This window comes from Leuconostoc carnosum, assembly GCF_007954525.1.
Taxonomy (GTDB): Bacteria; Bacillota; Bacilli; order Lactobacillales; family Lactobacillaceae; genus Leuconostoc; species Leuconostoc carnosum.
The window spans coordinates 1,368,016-1,391,817 of sequence record NZ_CP042374.1; the positions used below are offsets into that span (position 1 = coordinate 1,368,016).

19 protein-coding genes, 1 tRNA gene and 3 rRNA genes are annotated in these 23,802 nt (G+C 40.1%); 18 read left to right on the forward strand and 5 right to left on the reverse strand.

What is annotated here, in order from left to right:
- The first annotated feature begins 199 nt into the window (after positions 1 to 199).
- The 13 genes from FGL89_RS06875 (at position 200) to FGL89_RS06935 (ending at position 13,879) form a co-directional block, all read left to right on the forward strand.
- Positions 200 to 1,749: ribosomal RNA gene (locus FGL89_RS06875) — 16S ribosomal RNA — on the forward strand.
- 114 nt (positions 1,750 to 1,863) lie between these two features.
- Positions 1,864 to 1,936: transfer RNA gene (locus FGL89_RS06880), tRNA-Ala, on the forward strand.
- A gap of 185 nt (positions 1,937 to 2,121) precedes the next feature.
- Positions 2,122 to 5,035: ribosomal RNA gene (locus FGL89_RS06885) — 23S ribosomal RNA — on the forward strand.
- 97 nt (positions 5,036 to 5,132) lie between these two features.
- A 5S ribosomal RNA gene (rrf, locus tag FGL89_RS06890) occupies positions 5,133 to 5,249 on the forward strand.
- The 16S, 23S and 5S rRNA genes sit together here with 1 tRNA gene alongside, the layout of an rRNA operon.
- Positions 5,250 to 5,381: 132 nt before the next feature.
- A complete protein-coding gene (gene spx / locus FGL89_RS06895; protein ID WP_014974704.1) occupies positions 5,382 to 5,819 on the forward strand; it encodes a transcriptional regulator Spx in 438 nt (145 codons plus the stop codon).
- 70 nt (positions 5,820 to 5,889) lie between these two features.
- Positions 5,890 to 6,573, forward strand: a complete 684-nt coding sequence (locus tag FGL89_RS06900) for an adaptor protein MecA (RefSeq protein ID WP_014974703.1) — start codon at positions 5,890 to 5,892, stop codon at positions 6,571 to 6,573.
- A gap of 64 nt (positions 6,574 to 6,637) precedes the next feature.
- Complete coding sequence (locus tag FGL89_RS06905) at positions 6,638 to 7,039, forward strand: rhodanese-like domain-containing protein (protein ID WP_014974702.1); 402 nt, start codon at positions 6,638 to 6,640, stop codon at positions 7,037 to 7,039.
- A 170-nt stretch (positions 7,040 to 7,209) separates the two neighbouring features.
- Complete coding sequence (locus FGL89_RS06910) at positions 7,210 to 8,220, forward strand: lipoate--protein ligase (RefSeq protein WP_014974701.1); 1,011 nt, start codon at positions 7,210 to 7,212, stop codon at positions 8,218 to 8,220.
- Complete coding sequence (locus FGL89_RS06915; RefSeq protein ID WP_014974700.1) at positions 8,213 to 9,349, forward strand: thiamine pyrophosphate-dependent dehydrogenase E1 component subunit alpha; 1,137 nt, start codon at positions 8,213 to 8,215, stop codon at positions 9,347 to 9,349. The genes FGL89_RS06910 and FGL89_RS06915 overlap by 8 nt, the downstream gene beginning before the upstream one ends.
- Before the next feature lies 1 nt (position 9,350).
- Positions 9,351 to 10,331, forward strand: coding sequence for an alpha-ketoacid dehydrogenase subunit beta (locus FGL89_RS06920; RefSeq protein WP_014974699.1), 981 nt, complete (start codon positions 9,351 to 9,353; stop codon positions 10,329 to 10,331).
- Entirely contained in the window at positions 10,324 to 11,619 is a 1,296-nt protein-coding gene (locus tag FGL89_RS06925; protein ID WP_014974698.1) for a dihydrolipoamide acetyltransferase family protein, read from the forward strand. Before FGL89_RS06920 ends, FGL89_RS06925 begins: the two co-directional genes overlap by 8 nt.
- Positions 11,620 to 11,621: 2 nt before the next feature.
- Complete coding sequence (gene lpdA, locus FGL89_RS06930; protein WP_014974697.1) at positions 11,622 to 13,031, forward strand: dihydrolipoyl dehydrogenase; 1,410 nt, start codon at positions 11,622 to 11,624, stop codon at positions 13,029 to 13,031.
- 65 nt (positions 13,032 to 13,096) lie between these two features.
- Positions 13,097 to 13,879 (forward strand): alpha/beta fold hydrolase, encoded by a 783-nt coding sequence (locus tag FGL89_RS06935; protein WP_014974696.1) that lies wholly within the window; start codon positions 13,097 to 13,099, stop codon positions 13,877 to 13,879.
- A 92-nt stretch (positions 13,880 to 13,971) separates the two neighbouring features.
- Here FGL89_RS06935 and FGL89_RS06940 read toward each other — a convergent pair whose 3' ends face one another.
- Both FGL89_RS06940 and FGL89_RS06945 read right to left on the reverse strand, forming a co-directional pair.
- Positions 13,972 to 15,666, reverse strand: a complete 1,695-nt coding sequence (locus tag FGL89_RS06940; RefSeq protein ID WP_014974695.1) for an FAD-dependent oxidoreductase — start codon at positions 15,664 to 15,666, stop codon at positions 13,972 to 13,974.
- Positions 15,667 to 15,679: 13 nt separating this feature from the next.
- A complete protein-coding gene (locus FGL89_RS06945) occupies positions 15,680 to 16,249 on the reverse strand; it encodes a redoxin domain-containing protein (protein ID WP_014974694.1) in 570 nt (189 codons plus the stop codon).
- A gap of 143 nt (positions 16,250 to 16,392) precedes the next feature.
- Here FGL89_RS06945 and FGL89_RS06950 point away from each other — a divergent pair, with 143 nt between their 5' ends.
- On the forward strand, positions 16,393 to 16,782 hold the full coding sequence (locus FGL89_RS06950) for a TetR/AcrR family transcriptional regulator (protein ID WP_014974693.1): 390 nt from the start codon (positions 16,393 to 16,395) through the stop codon (positions 16,780 to 16,782).
- On the forward strand, positions 16,772 to 17,119 hold the full coding sequence (locus tag FGL89_RS06955; protein ID WP_014974692.1) for a hypothetical protein: 348 nt from the start codon (positions 16,772 to 16,774) through the stop codon (positions 17,117 to 17,119). Before FGL89_RS06950 ends, FGL89_RS06955 begins: the two co-directional genes overlap by 11 nt.
- Positions 17,120 to 17,174: 55 nt before the next feature.
- On the opposite strand, the gene FGL89_RS06960 is transcribed toward FGL89_RS06955, so the two are convergent.
- On the reverse strand, positions 17,175 to 18,917 hold the full coding sequence (locus FGL89_RS06960; protein ID WP_014974691.1) for an MFS transporter: 1,743 nt from the start codon (positions 18,915 to 18,917) through the stop codon (positions 17,175 to 17,177).
- 147 nt (positions 18,918 to 19,064) lie between these two features.
- Here FGL89_RS06960 and FGL89_RS06965 point away from each other — a divergent pair, with 147 nt between their 5' ends.
- Positions 19,065 to 19,634: a TetR/AcrR family transcriptional regulator gene (locus FGL89_RS06965; RefSeq protein ID WP_014974690.1), complete on the forward strand. Its 570-nt coding sequence runs from the start codon at positions 19,065 to 19,067 to the stop codon at positions 19,632 to 19,634.
- Positions 19,635 to 19,734: 100 nt separating this feature from the next.
- Here the strand turns inward: FGL89_RS06965 and FGL89_RS06970 are convergent, their stop codons facing one another.
- Entirely contained in the window at positions 19,735 to 19,917 is a 183-nt protein-coding gene (locus FGL89_RS06970; protein WP_014974689.1) for a DUF3042 family protein, read from the reverse strand.
- A gap of 87 nt (positions 19,918 to 20,004) precedes the next feature.
- Between FGL89_RS06970 and FGL89_RS06975 the strand changes: the two genes are divergently transcribed.
- Positions 20,005 to 20,769, forward strand: a complete 765-nt coding sequence (locus FGL89_RS06975) for a glycerophosphodiester phosphodiesterase family protein (RefSeq protein ID WP_014974688.1) — start codon at positions 20,005 to 20,007, stop codon at positions 20,767 to 20,769.
- Positions 20,753 to 21,643 (forward strand): tRNA (adenosine(37)-N6)-dimethylallyltransferase MiaA, encoded by an 891-nt coding sequence (gene miaA, locus FGL89_RS06980; RefSeq protein WP_014974687.1) that lies wholly within the window; start codon positions 20,753 to 20,755, stop codon positions 21,641 to 21,643. The genes FGL89_RS06975 and miaA overlap by 17 nt, the downstream gene beginning before the upstream one ends.
- A 37-nt stretch (positions 21,644 to 21,680) precedes the next feature.
- On the opposite strand, the gene FGL89_RS06985 is transcribed toward miaA, so the two are convergent.
- Positions 21,681 to 23,762 carry a cation:proton antiporter gene (locus FGL89_RS06985; RefSeq protein WP_147000476.1) on the reverse strand — a complete coding sequence of 694 codons (2,082 nt, stop codon included), beginning with the start codon at positions 23,760 to 23,762 and terminating at the stop codon, positions 21,681 to 21,683.
- Between the last annotated feature and the right edge of the window lie 40 nt (positions 23,763 to 23,802).

The following is a 23,802-nucleotide window of genomic DNA, read 5'->3' on the forward strand; positions in this document are numbered from 1 at the left end:
ATAATATAGTTGTCACAGCGACAACAAGTAGCACATTGAAAACTGAACAAAACTTTGAACAAACGAATCTGTTGTTGTTATTAGAAGTAATAACGAAACAAATTTGCGAAGTCAATTCGTAACAAACAATAAACGGATTACGTTATAGAGATATAGCGAAATATAGTCAGTTTAATCGAAGAGCAATCTTCAAATTTTCTAAATTGAGAGTTTGATCCTGGCTCAGGATGAACGCTGGCGGCGTGCCTAATACATGCAAGTCGAACGCACAGCGAAAGGTGCTTGCACCTTTCAAGTGAGTGGCGAACGGGTGAGTAACACGTGGACAACCTGCCTCAAGGCTGGGGATAACATTTGGAAACAGATGCTAATACCGAATAAAACTTAGTATCGCATGATACCAGGTTAAAAGGCGCTACGGCGTCACCTAGAGATGGATCCGCGGTGCATTAGTTAGTTGGTGGGGTAAAGGCCTACCAAGACAATGATGCATAGCCGAGTTGAGAGACTGATCGGCCACATTGGGACTGAGACACGGCCCAAACTCCTACGGGAGGCTGCAGTAGGGAATCTTCCACAATGGGCGAAAGCCTGATGGAGCAACGCCGCGTGTGTGATGAAGGCTTTCGGGTCGTAAAGCACTGTTGTATGGGAAGAAAAGTTAAGGTAGGGAATGACCTTAGCCTGACGGTACCATACCAGAAAGGGACGGCTAAATACGTGCCAGCAGCCGCGGTAATACGTATGTCCCGAGCGTTATCCGGATTTATTGGGCGTAAAGCGAGCGCAGACGGTTGGTTAAGTCTGATGTGAAAGCCCGGAGCTCAACTCCGGAAAGGCATTGGAAACTGGTTAACTTGAGTGCAGTAGAGGTAAGTGGAACTCCATGTGTAGCGGTGGAATGCGTAGATATATGGAAGAACACCAGCGGCGAAGGCGGCTTACTGGACTGTAACTGACGTTGAGGCTCGAAAGTGTGGGTAGCAAACAGGATTAGATACCCTGGTAGTCCACACCGTAAACGATGAACACTAGGTGTTAGGAGGTTTCCGCCTCTTAGTGCCGAAGCTAACGCATTAAGTGTTCCGCCTGGGGAGTACGACCGCAAGGTTGAAACTCAAAGGAATTGACGGGGACCCGCACAAGCGGTGGAGCATGTGGTTTAATTCGAAGCAACGCGAAGAACCTTACCAGGTCTTGACATCCTTTGAAGCTTTTAGAAATAGAAGTGTTCTCTTCGGAGACAAAGTGACAGGTGGTGCATGGTCGTCGTCAGCTCGTGTCGTGAGATGTTGGGTTAAGTCCCGCAACGAGCGCAACCCTTATTGTTAGTTGCCAGCATTCAGATGGGCACTCTAGCGAGACTGCCGGTGACAAACCGGAGGAAGGCGGGGACGACGTCAGATCATCATGCCCCTTATGACCTGGGCTACACACGTGCTACAATGGCGTATACAACGAGTTGCCAACCTGCGAAGGTGAGCTAATCTCTTAAAGTACGTCTCAGTTCGGACTGCAGTCTGCAACTCGACTGCACGAAGTCGGAATCGCTAGTAATCGCGGATCAGCACGCCGCGGTGAATACGTTCCCGGGTCTTGTACACACCGCCCGTCACACCATGGAAGTTTGTAATGCCCAAAGCCGGTGGCCTAACCGTAAGGAGGGAACCGTCTAAGGCAGGACAGATGACTGGGGTGAAGTCGTAACAAGGTAGCCGTAGGAGAACCTGCGGCTGGATCACCTCCTTTCTAAGGATAATCGGAAAACGACAGTGACTTCAGTGTCAAGTTCGTAACGTTCAAAGTTTTGTTTAGTTTTGAGTGTGGTACTGTTATAGGTATCATGGTCAAAGATGAACCTATGGGGAATTAGCTCAGCTGGGAGAGCACCTGCTTTGCAAGCAGGGGGTCAGCGGTTCGATCCCGCTATTCTCCATAGGCAACTGGCAGCAGTTGTCGTGGTTGTACATTGAAAACTGAATAGTAACAAATTCTTTTAATAATTTTTAATTATAAATTGAACCGAGAAACAACACAAAAAAGTTCTTTAAAAAGAACGGTTTAATCGCAGGTCTGAAAAACGACCAACTCATAAACTTGAACCACAACTTCGGTTGTATAGGTTAAGTTAATAAGGGCGCGTGGTGGATGCCTTGGCACTAGGAGCCGATGAAGGACGTAACTAACTACGATAAGCTTTGGTGAGCGGTAAGTACGCTATGACCCAGAGATTTCCGAATGGGGAAACCCAACTCGCAAAGAGTTGTCCATATCTGAATATATAGGATATGAGACGGAATACGCTGTGAACTGAAACATCTCATTAGCAGCAGGAGCAGAAAGAAAAATCGATTCCCTAAGTAGCGGCGAGCGAACGGGGAAGAGCCCAAACCAGAGTGCTTGCATTCTGGGGTTGTAGGACTGATATATAAGAGTTACAAAAGTGTTTTATAGCAGAACAAGTTGGGAAGCTTGGCTATAGAGGGTGATAGCCCCGTAAGCGAAATAAAGCACACTCTTTTCAGGATCCTGAGTACGGCCGGACACGTGAAATCCGGTCGGAATCTGCGGGGACCATCCCGTAAGGCTAAATACTCCCTAGTGACCGATAGTGAACCAGTACCGTGAGGGAAAGGTGAAAAGCACCCCGGAAGGGGAGTGAAATAGTTCCTGAAACCACGACGCCTACAAGAAGTCAGAGCCCGTTAATGGGTGATGGCGTGCCTTTTGTAGAATGAACCGGCGAGTTACGATATCGTGCAAGGTTAAGGAGAAAAGACCGGAGCCGTAGCGAAAGCGAGTGTGAATAGCGCGAATAGTACGATGTTGTAGACCCGAAACCAGGTGACCTACCCATGGTCAGGATGAAGGTGAGGTAAAACTTACTGGAGGTCCGAACCGGTGCATGTTAAAAAATGCTCGGATGAACTGTGGGTAGCGGTGAAATTCCAAACGAACTTGGAGATAGCTGGTTCTCTCCGAAATAGCTTTAGGGCTAGCCTCATTATAAGCATACTGGAGGTAGAGCACTGTTAAGCCTAGGGCCCATCTCGGGTTACCAAAGTTTGATAAACTCCGAATGCCAGATATGTATGAATGGGAGTCAGACGATGAGTGATAAGATCCACCGTCGAAAGGGGAACAGCCCAGATCGCCAGTTAAGGTCCCTAAATATATGTTAAGTGGAAAACGATGTGATAGTGCATAGACAACTAGGATGTTGGCTTAGAAGCAGCCAACATTTAAAGAGTGCGTAATAGCTCACTAGTCGAGTGCCATTGCGCGGAAAATGTACCGGGGCTAAACATATTACCGAAACTGCGGGTGTGCGTAAGCACGCGATAGGAGAGCGTTGTAAGGGCAATGAAGGTAGACTGTAAGGACTACTGGAGCGCTTACAAGTGAGAATGCCGGTATGAGTAGCGAAAGACAGGTGAGAATCCTGTCCACCGAATGACTAAGGTTTCCTGGGGAAGGCTCGTCCTCCCAGGGTTAGTCGGGACCTAAGGCGAGGCTGAGAAGCGTAGTCGATGGATAACAGGTTGAGATTCCTGTACCAGTAGTAATGCGTTTGACCGATGGAGGGACGCAGGAGGCTATCAGAAGCGTACTGATGGATATGTACGTGCAAGCAGTAAGTTTTGATAAGAGTGAAATGCTTTTATCTACAAGAACAAGCTGTGATGCGGATCGAAATAAAGTAGAGAAGTCTGAGATGTCACACTGCCGAGAAAAGCTTCTAGGAAGTATTACACTGCCCGTACCGCAAACCGACACAGGTAGTCGAGTGGAGAACACTAAGGTGAGCGAGAGAACCCTCGTTAAGGAACTCGGCAAAATGACCCCGTAACTTCGGGAGAAGGGGTGCTCATGGTAAAACATGAGCCGCAGTGAATAGGCCCAGGCGACTGTTTATCAAAAACACAGGTTTCTGCAAAATCGTAAGATGAAGTATAGGGGCTGACGCCTGCCCGGTGCTGGAAGGTTAAAAGGAGTGCTTAGCTTCGGCGAAGGTACGAATTGAAGCCCCAGTAAACGGCGGCCGTAACTATAACGGTCCTAAGGTAGCGAAATTCCTTGTCGGGTAAGTTCCGACCCGCACGAAAGGCGTAACGATCTGGGCACTGTCTCAACGAGGGACTCGGTGAAATTTAAATACCCGTGAAGATGCGGGTTACCCACGACAGGACGGAAAGACCCCATGGAGCTTTACTGTAGCTTGATATTGAATGTTTGTGCTGCTTGTACAGAATAGGTAGGAGACGTAGAAAATTGGACGCCAGTCTAGTTGGAGTCGAACGGTGGGATACTACCCTCGTTGTATGAACATTCTAACACTGGTCACTTAACGTGATCGTGGACAGTGTCTGGCGGGCAGTTTGACTGGGGCGGTCGCCTCCTAAAAGGTAACGGAGGCGCTCAAAGGTTTGCTCAGAATGGTTGGAAATCATTCGTAGCGTGTAAAGGCATAAGCAAGCTTGACTGTGAGAGCTACAACTCGAGCAGGTACGAAAGTAGGACTTAGTGATCCGGTGGTTCCGCATGGAAGGGCCATCGCTCAACGGATAAAAGCTACCCTGGGGATAACAGGCTCATCTCCCCCAAGAGTCCACATCGACGGGGAGGTTTGGCACCTCGATGTCGGCTCATCGCATCCTGGGGCTGTAGTCGGTCCCAAGGGTTGGGCTGTTCGCCCATTAAAGCGGTACGCGAGCTGGGTTCAGAACGTCGTGAGACAGTTCGGTCCCTATCCGTCGCGGGCGCAGGAAATTTGAGAGGAGTTGCCCTTAGTACGAGAGGACCGGGGTGAACAAACCGCTGGTGTACCAGTTGTTCCGCCAGGAGCATTGCTGGGTAGCTATGTTTGGATGAGATAAACGCTGAAAGCATCTAAGTGTGAAACTCGCCTCGAGATGAGATTTCCCATCTATTTATAGAGTAAGACCCCTTAGAGATGATGAGGTAGATAGGCTAGAAGTGGACGTACAGTGATGTATGAAGCGGACTAGTACTAATCGGTCGAGGACTTAACCAAAGTCTAGTTTACAGGAATGTAGACACAAAGCAATTATGAGTGGTTTAATTAAAGGAAGAATTTGATACTATTTAGTTTTGAGTGAATAACTCAAAGGTGTCGTATTGATAGCATAGAGGACACACCTGTTCCCATCCCGAACACAGAAGTTAAGCTCTATCACGCCGAAAGTAGTTGCCGGATCGCTGGCTGCGAGGATAGGAAGATGCGGTGCCGTACATAGGTTTAATTTAGAATGTTTTGAATAACATTCTTTTTTGCTGTACTATGAGCTTTATATACTTTTCCCTAGAAATTTGTTATAATTGGAGTATTCAGTTTCTAGTTTAAGGAGGGTAGCGCGAGTATGGTTGTTACATTGTTTTTATCACCAAGTTGCACTTCTTGTCGCAAAGCTCGACAGTGGTTAGAAAGTCACAACATTGCATATGTAGAACGTAATGTAAAAAAAGATAAATTAAGTGCTGATGAAGTAAAGGCAATACTGCGTCTTACGGAAGATGGTACAGAAGAAATAATATCAAAAAGATCAAAAGCTTTTTCACAGTTGAATTTAGATTTTAATACTGTTTCTACTAATGAATTTATTGATTTAGTAGTACAACATCCATCTTTATTAAAGCGACCAATTATGATGGATGATAGTCGAATTCAAGTTGGTTATAATGACGATGATATTCGACAATTTTTGCCTCGAGAGGTTCGCCAACGTGAATTAGTTTTAGCTACTATGAGATCAGATTTTCAGGAACAAACAAAAAATTTGGTGATCGAGGAAAATTAAAAGAATTCAAGTTTTCTATATCACTTACATATACTTATTTTGTAATGTGAAAGAAAGGTGGGGTTATATTATGGAAATGGAACGCATTAATGACAATACAATTCGTGTTATGATTGAAAATGCTGATCTTAAAGAGCGTGGTGTTTCGGTAATGGAATTGTTAGAAAATCACGATAGAATCGAATCTTTTTTCTACAATATTCTTTCGGAAGTTGATACTGAGCATGACTTCGAAGAAGATGATCAAATCACTTTTCAAATTTTGCCCAATCGGAATGGCTTAGAACTCTTTATTTCTAAACTGGACGATGATAATGAAGTCGGCGATGTCATCAATAATTTGATGGCTTATGCCAAAAATAAGTCTGATAAAGTTGATGAATTATCTGAAGAACGACGTACAGAATTAAAAAATTCGGATGAGAATAAAAAAGTAGCAGAGAATGTTCAAGCGGCAAATTCATCTGTTGCGGCTACTATTATCACTTTGGAACTACCAGAATTTGAGTCAGCTATTTCTATAGCGCATGTCATTTCAGACAGTGAAATTTTATCAAATTTATATCGCTATGACAATGTTTTCTATCTTACGTTGAAATTTCCAGCTGGAGTTACTTCAGATGTAGTAGCAATACAGAAAGCTTTAGCAATAGAGTTTGCTAAAGAAAGCACGATTCAAAGTGATGTATTATATGAGCATGCTGAGAAGGTCATGAGTACTGATGCTTTACAACAAATTAAAGATATATTTTAAAAGCGCAAATCAAGCGTTTTTTTTGTTATAATATAAGAGTTCAATTTATTAGAAGAGGTATTGTATGAATTTATTGGTTAGTGTGATATTAGTTATTGTATTGTGGATTTTGTTTGCTGCTGGTAGTTGGTTGTGGATTTTTTTAACTGCCAAAAAAACAGGTAATTTGGTTAAAGCAGATGAGTTTGCGAAACGCATAACTGAAGAAAACGGCCAAATTGTTGATGTCCGTGAATTATCAGCATACAAGCGGTCACACATTATGGGTGCTAGAAGTATTCCATCAGTTAATTTCACTCAAGGAAAATCTGGTTTGCGTAAAGATCGTGACATTTTTTTGTATGATGACCGTTTAAAAGAGGTCACTCGTGCTAGCAAGTCCCTCAAAAAACAGGGATATGATAAAAATAAAATTTTTATTTTACGTGGTGGCTACAATCAATACCAAGGAAAAACAACAAAATAAGTATTTTAAACTGAAGTTGAATATTTCGACTTCAGTTTTTTATTACAATAAACTAAAATCAATTTATACTGTTATTAATTACATTTGAAGTATATATGAGAGGCTGTTATTTTCAGAAAACAAGCGTATAATTAATAGTGTAATGTAAGCGCTTGCAGAAGGAGAACAGTATGCAATATATTAAGTATTTTAACCAGGATGCCTATACGAATATCGCTATGGATGCCTGGTTGTTAAAAAATTTAAAACCAGAAAAACCTGTCTTTTCGTTGTGGCAAAACAAACGTGCTGTCATTATTGGTGAAAATCAAAATACATTTGCAGAGGTGAATTCGGATTATATAGATTCACATGATGTTCAAGTTGTTCGTCGTGTGTCAGGTGGGGGAGCTGTTTACCACGATTTAGGTAATATTTGCTTTACATTCTTTGTTCCAGTGGCTAGCAGCGCAACTGTTGACTTTCATCAATTCGTTCAACCAATGGCCGATGCTTTGAAGTCTGTTGGAATAAATGTTGAAATCTCTGGCCGAAATGATTTAGAAATTGACGGAAAAAAAGTGTCTGGAAATGCCCAACGTTATGCAGGTGGTTATCTCATGCATCATGGCACCTTGCTTTGGGATATTGATGTTGATGCGATGGTCCGTTCTTTAAATGTTGCTGATGAGAAATTTATTTCAAAAGCGGCTAAGTCAGTGCGTGCTCGTGTTGGTAATATTAAGGACTACGCACCGGAAAATTTAACGATTGATGAATTTATTAACAAATTAATGTATTACTTAACTGATGAAGGGCGAGATGGCGAATTTGAATTAACGCATGAGCAAAAAGCAGACATTTTAAAACTACGCGATGAAAAGTTCTCACAGTGGGCTTGGAATTATGGTAAAAGTCCCAATTTCATGTACAACAATCACGCTAAGTATAATGGCGGTAGCATTAATGTTCAAATTGATGTGGATAATGGGTTCATCACGGATATTAATTTCACAGGTGATTTTCTTGGTGTGCGTGATTGGCGTGAAATGAAATCCGATCTAATTGGTATACCGTTTAAACGTGAGGTGATTACTAGAGTTCTAGAAGATAATAAAGATGGTCAATATTTTGGTAGCATTACGACGAGCGAATTATTAGAAACATTTTTCCAGAAGGATGAGGTAAAAACTAATGGCTGATATAACTGTAAATAATGAAACAATTCTCGATTTTACCAAGCAATTAAAAGCACAAAATGATATGTTTCCGGTTCTAAGTATTTTAAACAATAATGGAGATATTGTTGATGAGGAGGCATTGAAGAGAGCCAATTTGTCAGATGATGATTTGATCAATATTATGAAACGTATGCTATTAAGTCGTCAATTAAATATTCGATCCACAAAACTAGCCAAACAAGGGCGATTTGGATTCTTTGCACCAACAGCAGGGCAAGAAGCATCACAAATGGCATCATCTTATGCTTTCAATCATGATGATTGGTTAATGCCTGGGTACCGTGATATTCCTCAGATCGTTGCCAAAGGGTGGCCGATTTGGAAAGCTATCTTATGGTCAAGAGGTCACGCCTTAGGAAATGAATTTACAACCGAAGAAGGTGAACCTGTTAATTCTTGGATGCCACAAATTATTATTGGTGCACAATATGTTGAAGCTACCGGTATTGCTTTGGGACTAAAGAAACGGCAAAAGGATGCTGTTGCTTATGCTTATACTGGTGAGGGTGGTAGTTCGCAAGGTGACTTTTACGAGGCAATCAATTTTGCTGGTGCCTATAAAGCTAATGCTGTATTTTTTGTACAAAATAATGGCTATGCTATCTCAACACCGAGAGCGTTACAAACGGCAGCGCCACATTTAGCTGCAAAAGGTTGGGCAGCTGGGGTACCTAGCGTTGTGGTAGATGGTAATGATCCTCTTGCGGTTTATCTTGTCGCTAAAGAAGCACGTGCTTGGGCAATTAGTGGGAACGGACCGGTGCTGATTGAAACCTTAACTAACCGTTTAGAAGCACATTCAACAGCTGGTGATGACCCATTGCGTTATCGTAAGCAAGAGGATATTGATGCATGGTGGAAGAAAGAACCACTCATTCGTATGCGTCAGTTTATGACAGAAAAAAGTATTTGGGATGAAGATAAAGAAAATACCTACATTTCTGAAGTCAATACGTTAATTGATGAGCAAATCAAAATTGCCGATAAAGTTGATAAACAGAAAATTTCTAATTTCATTAAGAATACGCTTGAAGTACCTGGGTATGCAATGAAAGAACAAATTGCTAAGTTTGAAAGCGAGGGAAAATAACATGGCTGTGAAGAGCTATATTGATGCCATCCGTGAAGCGATGGACTTGGCATTAGAAAAAGACAAAGATGTTCTTATTTTTGGTGAAGATGTCGGTGAGAACGGTGGTGTATTCCGTGCAACTGATGGGTTACAAGCAAAACATGGTGAAGATAGGGTGTTCAATACACCTTTAGCTGAATCAGGTATTGGTGGGTTAGCTATTGGTTTGACAACACAAAACTATCGTCCAATTATGGAAATTCAGTTTTTTGGTTTCCTATTTGAAGTGATGGATTCAATTGCTGGGCAAATGGCACGTAATCGTTTTCGTTTTAACAACACACGTAACTTCCCAATCGTGGTACGTTCTCCTTATGGTGGTGGTACTAAGACGCCTGAAATGCATGCTGACAATCTTGAAGGCATTGTAGCCCAAGTACCAGGGATTCGTGTTGTGATGCCCGCTAATCCAGCTGATGCGAAAGGACTATTACTCAGCTCAATTGAATCCAATGATCCTGTGGTATTCTTGGAGAATTTGCATTTGTATCGTTCAGTTAAGGGAGAAGTTCCTGAAGGATATTATACAACGCCTCTAGATACAGCCGTAATTGTACGGGAAGGTAAAGATTTATCAATCATTTCTTACGGTGGCGGTGTGCCGGTAGCTGTCAAAGCCGCTGATGAACTAGCCAAACAAGATATTGAAGCTGAGGTTCTTGATTTACGGACAGTATCACCATTGGATATTGAAGCTATTGGTCAAACCATTCAAAAGACTGGTCGTGTTGTTGTTGTCCAAGAGGCACAACGAATGGCAGGTATTGGGGCAAATGTGATGGCTGAAATCTCAGAACGCTTTATACTAAGTTTGAAAGCACCAATTGGTCGTGTTGCAGCACCAGATTCTGTATATCCTTTTGGACAAGCAGAAAATGATTGGATGATTAAAGCTGATGACATTGTGGCCAAAGCATTGGAGGTTGTTAATTATGACTGAAATTTTTAAAATGCCTGATATAGGCGAAGGTATGGCTGAAGGCGATATCACGTCATGGTTAGTCAAAGTTGGTGATCAAGTTGCAATGGATGATTCTGTCGCTGAAGTTCAAAATGATAAATTGATTCAAGAGATCTTATCACCTTATGCGGGAACAGTAACCAAGTTATTTGTTGAACCTGGTACGACGGTCACGGTAGGCGATCCATTGATTGAATTTGATGGGGATGGTAGTGATGCGGCGGAAACTGCTGAAAATGTCAGCTCTGATACAGTGTCTGTATCACCTGAAACTGTGCCAGTAGAAGATACCCAGACATCACAAACAAGTGAAAAAACACAACCAGTGGCAACTGAAAGTGTCAAAACTGCTAATGGGCACGTGCTAGCGATGCCTTCGGTACGTCACTTAGCCTTTGAGAAAGGAATTGACTTAACTCAGGTACCAGCAACAGGGCGCCATGGTCACGTCACGCTTTCCGATGTTGAAACGTTTAATCATGCGGAGTCTGTAGCACCAGTAAGTATTGCACCAGAAGTCGCGTCTGAAGAAACTAAAATTGCTGTGGAAATACCGGAAACAGTACGTGAAGGTCGTCAACCAATGACCCCAACTCGTCGCGCTATTGCTAAAGCAATGGGAACACAAAATACGACTGTTCCTGCAGTTACAAACTTTGATACAGTTGAAGTTAGCAAATTAGTAGCACATCGCAATACCTTTAAGGCACAGGCCAAAGAAGATGGTATTCGATTGACTTATCTAGCTTATGCCATTAAAGCATTAGCAGCAACTGCTAAGAAATTCCCAGAGTTAAATGCCAGTGTTGACATGGAAAGCCACGAAATTGTTTATCATGAAGATGTGAACATGGGTATCGCTGTGGATTCGCCAGCAGGTTTGTATGTACCAGTAATTAAGTATGCTGATCAAAAATCTATTATAACAATTGCCAAAGAGGTTGTGACATTAGCTGAGGCAGTACGAGATGGTTCGATTTCTCCAAAACAGATGCAAGGTGGTACCATTACAATTTCTAACTTAGGTTCGGCACGTGGTATTTGGTTTACACCAATTATTAATACGAATGAAGCGGCTATTTTAGGACTAGGTTCTATTGTAAAAGAACCTATCGTCGATGACAATGGTGAAATTGCGGTAGGTCAAAATATGAAGTTATCGCTAAGCTATGATCATCGTTTGATTGATGGCATGTTAGGACAAACAGCACTGAATTACTTAAAGCAGTTGCTGGCTGACCCAGCATATATGTTGATGGAGGTTTAATTATGGTTGTTGGTGCACAAGCACGAGATATTGATACAGTAATCATTGGATCTGGACCTGGTGGCTATGTAGCTGCTATTCGTGCAGCAGAATTAGGCCAAAAAGTGACCTTGGTTGAACGTGATAATATTGGTGGTGTTTGCTTAAATATTGGGTGCATACCATCAAAAGCATTAATTAATGTCGGTCATCATTATCGTGAAGCAATTTCTGATACGCCATTTGGATTAAAGACGACAGAGACATCATTGGATTGGTCTAAGACACAAGACTGGAAACAGAATACGGTTGTCCATGCGTTAACTTCAGGTGTTGAAATGTTGCTTAAGAAGCATCAAGTTGAAATTATCAAAGGGGAAGCAACTTTTAATGATAATGAAACAATTAATGTTGTCCAAGAAGATGGGCATGAATTATTCCAATTCAATAATGCGATTATTGCCACAGGATCTCGGCCGATAGAAATTCCTGGTTTCGTATTTAATGGTCGCATTATTGACTCAACTGGTGCCCTGTCACTGCAAGAAATCCCTAAAAAATTAATTATTGTTGGTGGCGGTGTTATTGGTTCTGAATTAGGTGGGGTATATGCCAATCTTGGTACTCAAGTTACCATTGTTGAAGGATTGGATCACACACTTAATGGCTTTGATAAAGAAATGACAAAACCTGTTTTGGATGATTTTAAGAAACAGGGTGGTGAGATAATTACTTCTGCTACCGCTAAATCCGCAGTGCAAACAGATGATAGTGTGACGTTAACTTACGAAGTGGCTGGTGAATCACAAACAGTTACTGGTGATTATCTCTTAGTTGCTGTTGGTCGACATGCTAATACGGATAATCTTGGTTTGAATAATACTGATGTAAAATTAACAGATCATGGGTTAATTGAGATTGCCAATAATATGCAAACTAGTGTGCCACATATCTACGCTGTAGGTGATATTACTGCTGGACCGCAATTAGCTCATAAGGCTAGTTTTCAAGGGAAAATTGCAGCAGCAGCGATTTCTGGTGATAAACAAGCCCGTGATTTGCATTATTCACTACCGGCTGTTGCCTATACGCATTTTGAACTAGCAACGACAGGTGAAACACCTGAAACGGCAAAATCCGCTAATTTAGATGTGAACATAGCAAAGTTCCCGTTTGCGGCTAATGGTCGTGCCATTTCAATGAATGATACGGTTGGTTTTATTCGACTAATTAGTGACAAAAGTACGCGTGCTTTGTTAGGTGCTCAAATTGTCGGACCAAGTGCTTCTGATTTGATTTCCGAATTGTCGTTGGCAATTGAAAATGGGTTAACGACAACTGATATTTCACTAACAATTCATCCACATCCTACTTTAGGAGAAGCAATTATGGATACGGCAGAATTAGTCGATGGCTTGCCAATTCATATGTAATAATAATATAAAATAAACAAGCCAGCACGATTGTGCTGGCTTGTTTAAGATAGTAGTGGGTTAAAATGGCAAAATTTAAAACAAATGACGGTGTTGCATTGGATTATCATATTTATGGTGAAGGGCAACCAATAGTGTTGATTGCAGGTTACTCAGGTAATCAGGCAACTTGGTCATCACAAATTAAGGCACTTGTTTCAGCTGGTATGCAAGTCATTACTTACGATCGGCGAAATCATGGTGAGAGTGCCTCGGTTGCGTATGGTATGCGTATTTCACGGCACGGGCAAGATTTAGCCGAATTAATAAGTTTTTTGCATTTAAATCAACCAATTTTGTTGGGGCATTCTATGGGAGCTAGTACAATTTGGGCTTATATTTCGTTGTATGGGGATGACAATCTACGTGCGGTGATTACCGAAGATCAGGTGCCAAAAATGTTACGTGATAGCAATTGGCCATTTGGATTGCTCGATGCTGATATCAGTACGCTTGTCACAGTAGCAAAGCAATTACCACAAACGAAATTAATTCAGGTTGATATTCCTATTGATATTAAACGTCAAATTGGTAAAAACTACCGACCGTTTGATTTTGTTTACAATGAACCATTACTCATAGATAGCATAGTCCAAGATTGGCGTGATGTTGTCAGACGAGAGTATGTACCGCATCTTTTTGTTGCGGGTGATAAGTCACCATTATGGTCCGCTGAACATGCGCAGTTATCAGCAGAGTTAACACAGTACGGGGAAAGTTATGTGATTGCAGACGTTGGACATATGCCACATATTGAAGGGGCCAATGAATTTAATCAGATCGTCTTAAAATTTATTGACCAAGTATAAAATAAAAAACTGAAAGGCGGATGTTGACTAACAATAAGTTAATCAACATCCGCCTTTTGGAAATATCTCATAATCACACGATTACGGATTAATCAACCGGCAGTTTCAATAGCAGTAACAATTTCTTCCAAAGATTGACTACCAAAAATAACATTTTCATTTTGATTAATTAGCATAGCTGGTACACTCATAATATGATGGGCTTCACGTAACTCTGGGAACAGTTGTAAATCAATCATTTCTGCTGACACGTTGGGGTTAATTGCAGCAATGTGCTGGCAAGCAGCCACAACGTCTGGACAGAAATGGCAAGTCAATGATATACCAATTTCAATTTGTGTTTTTGGCAAATGCTTAATACGTTCAATAAGTTGTGTATCAATTGTCTGTCCTGGACCAGCCATATTATAAACAGCTAGTACCAATGAATTCAATTCATGACCTGTGGGAATACCACTAAATTTAATACCAGTTGGTTGGCCGTCAGCCGACACTAAGCTGAAATTAGGGAGGTGTGTCACATGCCATTTGTCTAACATTTCATCTGTAGCAGCTTCTATTTGCAGTGTCATGTGCGGACTCAATTGGCTAAATTCTGTTAAAAATGAAGACAATTCATGACTTTTTTCCGAAGCGTCAGTCAATTGATGCAAAATAATATCATGATTCAGTTTGCCAAAAATTGGTTGTAGTTGTTGTACCAATTCATTGGTAAACCATTGACCTTTATGCATTGGTAGCTGGGTATCATGGTCAGATATTGTGCTTGAAGGACCAGATGTTGGTTTTGATTCGGTTTTTTTAGTAGCTGTTGACCGGGTAATAGGTACATGTAGGCGATGCTTTTGCGCAGAAACGTAAATTTCAGCGCTTGTTGCAGCACTAGCACCATCGGCAGCGGCAGTTACAATTTGACGTAATGGTTTAGAGATCACATCTCCAGCTGCGAACACACCTGGAATATTGGTTTGCCCTTGCTGGTCTGTGATAATATATTGGTCATCATCTAGTATGATGGTGTTTTTGAATAATTCAGTTTGTGGATCAGTACCAACATAGATAAACATACCAAACGTATTATCATCTTTAGTCACATGATAGCTTGTTTCTTCATGTGTTTTATTATTAATAAAAGTAGCATCGGTCAGATAATTTTGTCCAGTAACTGATTTTACTTCGCTATTTGGCCAGATAGTAATATTTGGATTTAAACGTGCGCGGTCAGCGGTTAATGGTGGGCAGGTGAAGTCATCAGAACGCATGACTACTGTAACATGACGTGCAAAACGTGTGAGATAATCAGCTTCTTCAGCAGCAGCATAGCCGCCACCAATGACAAAGACTTCTAAACCACTGAAAAGTTCACCATCACACGTTGAACAGTAGGCAACACCACGACCACGAAAATCCTGTTCACCTTTGAATCCGATTTCATGTGGTTTGGCACCGGTAGCAATAATGATGCTACGTGCATGGTACGTCGTTGTTTTACCAGTTACCGTTTTAATATCTTTGGTATCAAAATTATAATCAACGACGGTATCAAAAGTGAATTTGACGCCAAAATCTGTGGCCTGTTGTTTCATCTTATTAACAAGCGTTGTACCGTCTATCGTTTCGACAGCGGGGTAGTTAGCGACGGTTGAGGTTGTTGTTACTTGGCCGCCAATTTGGTCGCCTTCAATGATCAGTGTATCCATTGTTGCACGACCAGCGTAAATGCCTGCTGATAATCCAGCTGGACCACCACCAATGATGATTGTGTCATAAATGTGGGGTTCTGTCATCATGGCTCCTTAATTATAATTTACCAACTAAGTCAAGGCTTGGTGCAATTGTGTCTTCACCTGGATGCCAGTTAGCAGGGCAAACGCGATCGCCATGTTCGGCCACGAACTGTGCAGCTTCTAAGGTACGTAGAATTTCTTCAGCATTACGACCAATACCCATATTATTGATTGTGTATGACTGAATTTTACCTTCGGGATCAACAATAAATACTGCACGGTAAGCCAATCCAGCATCTTCATCTAAAACATTGAAGAAGCGTGCTAGTTTACCAGCAGGATCGGCTAGCATAGGGTACTTAACTTTAGCAATTGTATCTGTTGCTTCAGCCCAAGCTTTGTGTACAAATTCACTGTCTTCTGATACAGAGTAAATTTCAGCGTTAATATTAGTGAAGGCAGCGTAGTGATCTGCTAAATCACCGAGTTCTGTTGGACATACGAATGAAAAATCAGCAGGGTAGAAGAAATAGACACCCCACTTACCTAATGTATCTTGCTTGGTCACTTCTGTGAGTTCACCTGCGTGATAAGCATTCACTTTAAAATCTGTTACCTCTGTATCAATAAAATTAGTTGTCATAACTTTCCTCTTTCTTAGTTTATAATGATTCTAAACTATCTATAGTATACAGCGTTTTGAAATGAAAAATCAAGAGATAATTATTTTTTTGCGTCATCAAATATATTTTTGACTGATTAGTCAATAAATGATATAATTTATTTATGGGAAGAAAAAGAAATTTTAATCAAAATGACATTATCGATAAGATGGTACAAGTATTCATTATGCATGGCTATGAAGGGACATCATTAGATGATTTAGTTCAAGCAACCGGCTTGTTACGTGGTAGTTTGTACAGTGCATTTGGTAGTAAACAAGGCATGTTTATTTCGTCATTAGAGAATAGTTTACAACAACATGCTGATGACGACATCGTTTGGCAGCTCTTATTGGTTGCCATGTTGGAATTAACCTCAAGAAGTGAGGCAGTCAGAAAGATTGTAAAAGATTGGTATGAGACAAATTCCCATGAAGATATAGCATCAGAGTTAGGGCATCAATTGTTAGCACATAGTGGTATTTTTGAAGGAGAAGATAATCATGGAAAATAAAGTTGAAATTCAAGATGGTCAATTAATTGTTGTGCCGCAAGGGGTTACAAAATTAGCAGCAGTAAAAGATGAAATAATTGTGCCACTTGACCATGTAGTTGGGGCATCAATAGATACTGGTATTTTAAACGACAGGAAGGGACTGAAAATGCCGGGGACAGCTATGCCAGGATATTGGGCGGGATCATTTCATAAAGATAGTGAAATAACATTTTTTAATGTTAAGCAATCCAGTACGCCTATTGTGATACAATTGAAGGATGATAAATATAGTCGTTTAGTATTGGGTACGGAAAACCCACGAAATTTAGTTGAGTTGATTAATAATGCGATTTGAAGTTTAAATAAAGGCACCATTAAAGTGAATAAACTTTAATGGTGCCTTTATTTAATCAATCTGAAATTTTTTTATGTTTCTTAAGGAGAAGTAATAGTAGTAATGAGAATACTGGAATGATACTCATTGTTTGGTAGACAGACATAAAAGCTTGCCTAGACTGTGTTTTTAAGTGCCCTTTAATGCTAGTAATGGTTTGTTGAACCGTTTTTTCATTAATTTGTTCTTGTTGTCTGATTTTAGGAAGCGCAACTTTGGTGACATTATTTTTAATATTTTCTTTTAGAGGTGTAGGGAGTTGCGCAACAGTGAGGTGTGATTGGTTGGCAACGTGGCGTAATTGCTTTTGGTAAACAGACTGCAATGCGACACTTTCTATTTTTGAGGGATTAGTGTTCAGGTTGATGGTTTGATTAGTATCGGTTGTACTTGAACTGTTGGTATCTAATTTATCATTAATTTTTTTAGTAAACTTGTGCTTTAGTGGGGTAGCTAAATGAGTTTTATTGATTTCTTCGTGTGCGTATGTTAACGTTGATTGTTTTGCCGTTTTCATATTGTTGGTGAGAACAGATGTAAATAGCGCAATAGCTATAATTAAGCCAACTTGTCGTAAAATATTAGCCACACTATTAGCATCAGTTAGCTGACTACCATGGAAATCGGCAGCAACTAGAATATTTGCCGTTGCGGCAACTAATCCATAGCCGATGCCTAGTAAAATAGCAGCCGTGATGAGTGTATTATAATTATTTTGTAAGTTTAAATGCGACATGAGATAGTAACTAACAGCAATGATGATAAAACCACTACCAATTAATAATTGATTACTTATTTTTTTAACGATCATTGACGTGAGAATAACGGTTATCATGACGGCAATCGAATAGGGTGTAATTAATAATGCAGCATGCAGTTCAGATTCACCCTGAACTTTTGTTAACATTGTTGGTATTAGAATAACCATGCCACCCATAAAGTAATTGCTTAATAGTAATGCTAAACTGGCTGCCTTAAAGTCATTACGCTTAAATAATTTCAAATTAATCATTGGAAATGCAGTGTGGTTTTCTTGTAATAAGAATAGTACAAATGCTGTTATAGCAATAGTGAGGGCTGCTAGGGTAGTAATAGAAGACCAACCCCAGTCATTACCCTTAATCAATCCCAATGATAAAGTTGTCAAAGAAACACAGCTAAGAACAGTACCAATCCAGTCGATTTTCACAATACGTCGAGATTCGTGTTTGATATTCAAAACAAATGGGTAGACGAGTAACAATATCAAAATGAATGGGATATTGATATAAAACACCCATCGCCAATTGCCATACTGGGAAATAAAGCCACCAACAGTTGGACCAACAGCTACAGCGAGACCTTGTGCACCAGCCAACGCAGCAATCACTTTGTTTCGATTTTGGTCGCCACCTTGTTCAAGACCAATAACCATACTGGTAGGTATAATAATTGCAGCACCAATACTTTGTATACCACGCGCAATTAGCATGACAGTTAAATTGGGTGACAGACCAGTTATGAGAGAACCTAAACCGAATGTCATTAGACCAATAAAAACGAGCCGATTTCGTCCAAGCTGTTCAGCGAGTCGACCAAAAGGAATAATGAGTGCAGCAAAGACAATTGTGTAAACGTTAACTGTCCAAGAAAGATCTGAAAGGCTCTCGTTAAAAGCGCTTTGTATCTCTGGAATGACAATGGTCATGATTGATACGTCCATCATACAAAGTATATTGGCAATCAATAGAATGGGTAAAATAAATTTAAATTTTTTCATTTGCAATTTTCCTTACTTTTGTTAGACTAAAAGTGTCTCACGTGCGACACTTCCATCATTGAGTATAAAGTTTAGAGTTGATAAATACCAGAATAATAGCGGAAGTGGCACAAAAATGAAAAAGTGAGGCGGAGGGATAAGTAGAATATGGATGGACATCAAAAGTTAGTTTTACAGTCAAAAGAATGGTTGCTGAAAGCTTTGTTTGAGTTAATGCAAGACAAATATTTTCAGGATATATCTGTGACCGAAATAGCTGAAGCAGCTGGGTTATCGCGCAGAACATTTTATCGTACTTTCAAAGATAAACAAGAATTGTTGGAGGTTTATGCTGATGAACTCATTCACGAATATATTGAAGCATTAGATCAAGTGAGCGGTCAGATGATGAAATTCGATGACATTGTGCAATTATTTTTTGAGTTTTGGGCACAGCACCATAATTATGCAAGGGTATTAATTCAGCAAGATTTATTTTATATTATCTTTCATAAATGGAATAATCACGCGTCTCAGATATATCAAAAGTTTCACGCACCTTGGCATATTACTGGTACACCAACAGAAATTAATTACGTACTAGCCTATTCTATTGGCGGACTTTGGCAGATATTGGAAATATGGTTAATGTCAGAAACCCCAGAAAAACCTGAACAGATAACAAAAACAATGATGAAAGCACTTGATAAACTTGGTACAGTTGGCCGGTTTGATTGAAATATCATATTTAATTTAAAAAAATTGTCAAAAGTAAAAGCCTGTCAATCGCTAACACAAGTTAGTGATTGACAGGCTTTTAACTGTTATTATTAAAATTTTAGTAACGTGATTGGTGCGCTGAAACGCTACGACGGATAGCCTGCTTTGACACTTCTTCATGATGTTCTTCCGCTTCTTCAGCTGGCTTGATAACTGTTTGGTGGTAGCTAAGTGCTGCCGCGGCTGCTACTGCTACTGAACTAAGAACGCCAACAAATACACCTGTTTTAAATGAGTTCATAATATTGTTTTCCTTTTCTTAAGTTTCTCTAAAGTCTATTATCAACTATTTTAGTATATTTGTAAATGAATTTAGTATAATTAAGTTATGAAAATGAAAACAAATATTGTCGCTCATCGTGGTTACCGCATAGTGGCACCAGAAAATACAATACCGGCATTCCAGGCGGCCCTTGCTTATCGGCCAGATATGTTGGAAATGGATGTTCATCGTACAAAAGATGGGCACTTGGTTGTTATTCATGATGAAAAAGTAGATCGCACAACTGATGGCACTGGGTATGTTAAAGATTTAACTTTGGCTGAAATTAAGGCATTAGATGCGGGCAGTTATAAAGAACCAATCATGCAAGGCGTAAGAATTCCAACATTTATTGAATTTTTAAATTTTTTGCGTGATATTGGTTTTGAGCAAACATTATTGTTGGAAATAAAGACGGATCACGTTGATTATCCCGGTATTGAACAAGAAGTATTGGATATGGTTGCTAGCTTTCAACCAAAGTATCGTGTGATATATCAAAGCTTTAATTTAACAACTTTGAAAAAAATTCGCCTTTTAAGTCCAAATGCTGATATTGCTGCACTGGTTTTTTGGGCAACACCAAAAGTATATTGGTTAAAAATACGAGGTGTTTTTGACTATATTCATGCTGATATTCGTATTTTAAAACAGAAACCGACTATTTTTTGGCGGGCAAAGAATCATATGCGGACTTGGACAGTAGATGATGAAGCGGATATGCGTCGCATTTTTAAAGCGGGGTTACAAGGAATTATTACTAATCAAGTCGCTTTAGCAACAAAAATTCGTGCAGAAATACAAGGGGATGACAATGACAAACAAACCTAAAATATTAGTGATTGCTGGGCCAACAGCTTCTGGAAAGAGTGATTTAGCTATTGCGATGGCACAGCAATTTAATGGTGAGATTATCTCCGCAGATGCTTTACAAGTTTATCGCCATTTGGATATTGGCACAGCGAAGATTAGTTTGGTAGAGCAACAGATGGTGCCACATCATTTGATTGATATCTTAGATATGACGGCGAGTTTTTCCGTCGCTGAATTTGTGAAATTAGCCGATCAAATCATTGCAGATATTGTGTCACGAGGAAAGTTACCAATTATTGCTGGTGGGACTGGCTTTTATGTCAAAGCGTTATTAGGCGAGCAGGTGCTCGATTTTGTTGCGAGTGATCCTCACGAAGTTGACATGTTAAAACAGCAACCATTAGCGGTGCTTGTAGATGAGCTAAAGTTACGCGATGAAGATTTGTCTCAACGAGTAGATTTGCACAACAAACAACGGGTCATACGTGCGATTGAAATTTCACGTCATGGTCAGCACGATAAGCCCATTCAACGGCCACAATATGATGCCTGTGTGATTGGTATTGACTGGCCGCGCGAAGTGTTATATCAACGCATTAATGCACGTGCGCAAGACATGATTGATGACGGGATCTTGGACGAAGTGCGTAAGATTCTTACAGCAGGCGGTGAATCATTGCAGGCTGGAAAAGCGATTGGCTATAAAGAATTTTTCCCATATTTACAAGGACATGTGTCATTGTCAGAAGCCATTACGCAATTGCAGCAAGATTCAAGACGCTATGCGAAACGGCAATTAACCTACCTCCGTCATCAAATACCTGGTTTGATATGGGTGCAAGGGGAAACAGCACAAGATGAGTTAACGAATCTGCTTAAAAAGTGGTTGTAAGAAAAAATCAACGCAGCATGCTGCGTTGATTTTTTAGTTAATTCAGAGATTGTAATTGGCGTATTTGTTGTAGTTGTAAAGTTTGTGCTTGATTAATTTCACTATATAAAATGTTAGCCATAGTATCAGAAATTCGATTATCCATGAGTGCTTGTTGGACGAAATTATATTCTGATTGGAATGCTTGCATATAAAAACCATTATCAATATCTGGTTTATCTTTTTTGTAATCACGTTTAATGATAGAAAAATAATGATTTATTTCATGGCGGACGTAATCGATATACTGATTATCGGTATACTGGTCATCAAGTCGTTGGCTTAAAGTATCATCTAAGTAAGCATCTACTGCCTCAATCACATCATAATTTAGTTCCAGCAGTTCATCTCTGGTATTTAGCCAATCTTGTCGCTGGTTTTCATTTTGGGATAGCCAATTTTCCTGTAATAGCATTTTCTGCCTTTTTATCAGTTTTTTGTTCTGATGGTACAACTTCGTATGTTTATATTGATTTTGGAACCGTTGTTTAGCAGATTGTAACATGGCCTTTGGATTATGTGGATGAGCGGCAGGATAGAGACGATTAATTATTTTTTGATAAGTATCAATGACCGGACGAGTGTAGTGATTATTGACTTGATCACTATTAAGATATGTTAAAACAAATGTTTTTGTTTGGGAGAGTAAGTCTTGATAATTCTTGAGCATTTCTTGTCTGTCATTGATTCGTATAAAGCCTTTTTGAGATTGTAATTGTTCTGTTAATTTTTCACGAACATCATGATCATTAATATTTTGATGTATTTGTAATATGGCGTAATCGACCATTTGATCGCGTGTATGATTAAGTTCGTTATCCGTAAATGACTGGGTTTTTGATGGTAATAGGATAGGAAGCAAAACAGCACTAATTAACATACTAATTAAGATAACAAGTGTGGCGACAATAATGAGTTCTTCTCGATAAGGGAAATTTTGACCCCCAATTTGAGTTGGTAGTGAGAAAGCCATTGCTAGCGTCACCGTGCCATGCACACCACTAATGGCAAAAAGACGCGCATTTAAAGTATGATGCTTGTCACTTCGATCACCAAAGAAAGCTGTTGTATCTCGATCATCTGCGTTTTTTGCCCACAGGAAGCGGACGATGAACATTGTGAGGTAAATTAAAAGTGCTAAGACAACTAATTGTAGTGACAACCGAATGCCAATATTCGTTACTTCATGCCAGACGGATCGCAGCGAGATACCTAGAATGAGGAACACGATGCTGTTTAATATATTAGAAATAGTATGCCAAACGGCTGACTGTGTTAATTGCACACGAGTAGATGTTAATCGTAACTTACTTGATTCCCAATTATGAACAATACCTGTTGCCACTACAGCCAAAATACCGGATGTGTTAAAGAATTCAGCAAGTAAATAGACAGCAAAAGGGGTTAATAGGCCGATTGGTAGAATTGTTGTTTCAGGATCGCTGGCTCGGAAATTTAACGTTGTTCGAAGCCAAACAAGCGCAAAACCACTGATGATACCAATAATAACACCACCGATAGCAACGAATAGAAAATGTTGTAAGCCACTAAAAATAGAAAACGAGCCTTTTTCTAGAACGGATAGCGCGAGGTCTAACATCACTAATCCAGTGGCATCATTAAATAAAGATTCGAGTTCTAATGCTTCGTTTACGCCTTTTGGCATCGAAGTACCAGACGTGAGAGATTTAACAGCGACAGCGTCAGTTGGGACCACGATAGCGGCCAAAGTAATCGCTAAAGGGAAAGTCCATGCAACTTCGATGCGATTTGCAATGATGCCAACGGCTGCTGCTGAACCAATCGCCAAAACAACAGAAAGTAAAAAAATAACTTTAAATCGTTCTCTTATTTTTTTAAAAGATTGCCTTTGACCATCCAAAAACATTAGTGGGGCAATAACCATAAGCATAAAAAATTCAGGCTCTAGTTCAAAATTTTTAAATGTCGGGGTAAAGGACAAACAGATACCAACAATGATTAGAATAAATGTTTCTGGAATTTTAGGTAAAAAAGGTTGAATGATGTTGGTACCAATAACACCAATTAATAGTAATGCCAAAGTATATAAAATAGTCACGTTATTTCCCCTCGTCAAATGATTAATCGCAGTTTTAAGA

Excerpts from the sequence above, each read along its gene's own strand:
- spx (WP_014974704.1), top strand. The coding sequence starts at position 5,382 with ATGGTTGTTACATTGTTTTTATCACCAAGTTGCACTTCTTGTCGCAAA.
- FGL89_RS06900 (WP_014974703.1), top strand. The coding sequence starts at position 5,890 with ATGGAAATGGAACGCATTAATGACAATACAATTCGTGTTATGATTGAA.
- FGL89_RS06905 (WP_014974702.1), top strand. The coding sequence starts at position 6,638 with ATGAATTTATTGGTTAGTGTGATATTAGTTATTGTATTGTGGATTTTG.
- FGL89_RS06910 (WP_014974701.1), top strand. The coding sequence starts at position 7,210 with ATGCAATATATTAAGTATTTTAACCAGGATGCCTATACGAATATCGCT.
- FGL89_RS06915 (WP_014974700.1), top strand. The coding sequence starts at position 8,213 with ATGGCTGATATAACTGTAAATAATGAAACAATTCTCGATTTTACCAAG.
- FGL89_RS06920 (WP_014974699.1), top strand. The coding sequence starts at position 9,351 with ATGGCTGTGAAGAGCTATATTGATGCCATCCGTGAAGCGATGGACTTG.
- FGL89_RS06925 (WP_014974698.1), top strand. The coding sequence starts at position 10,324 with ATGACTGAAATTTTTAAAATGCCTGATATAGGCGAAGGTATGGCTGAA.
- lpdA (WP_014974697.1), top strand. The coding sequence starts at position 11,622 with ATGGTTGTTGGTGCACAAGCACGAGATATTGATACAGTAATCATTGGA.
- FGL89_RS06935 (WP_014974696.1), top strand. The coding sequence starts at position 13,097 with ATGGCAAAATTTAAAACAAATGACGGTGTTGCATTGGATTATCATATT.
- FGL89_RS06940 (WP_014974695.1), bottom strand. The coding sequence starts at position 15,666 with ATGACAGAACCCCACATTTATGACACAATCATCATTGGTGGTGGTCCA.
- FGL89_RS06945 (WP_014974694.1), bottom strand. The coding sequence starts at position 16,249 with ATGACAACTAATTTTATTGATACAGAGGTAACAGATTTTAAAGTGAAT.
- FGL89_RS06950 (WP_014974693.1), top strand. The coding sequence starts at position 16,393 with ATGGGAAGAAAAAGAAATTTTAATCAAAATGACATTATCGATAAGATG.
- FGL89_RS06955 (WP_014974692.1), top strand. The coding sequence starts at position 16,772 with ATGGAAAATAAAGTTGAAATTCAAGATGGTCAATTAATTGTTGTGCCG.
- FGL89_RS06960 (WP_014974691.1), bottom strand. The coding sequence starts at position 18,917 with ATGAAAAAATTTAAATTTATTTTACCCATTCTATTGATTGCCAATATA.
- FGL89_RS06965 (WP_014974690.1), top strand. The coding sequence starts at position 19,065 with ATGGATGGACATCAAAAGTTAGTTTTACAGTCAAAAGAATGGTTGCTG.
- FGL89_RS06970 (WP_014974689.1), bottom strand. The coding sequence starts at position 19,917 with ATGAACTCATTTAAAACAGGTGTATTTGTTGGCGTTCTTAGTTCAGTA.
- FGL89_RS06975 (WP_014974688.1), top strand. The coding sequence starts at position 20,005 with ATGAAAATGAAAACAAATATTGTCGCTCATCGTGGTTACCGCATAGTG.
- miaA (WP_014974687.1), top strand. The coding sequence starts at position 20,753 with ATGACAAACAAACCTAAAATATTAGTGATTGCTGGGCCAACAGCTTCT.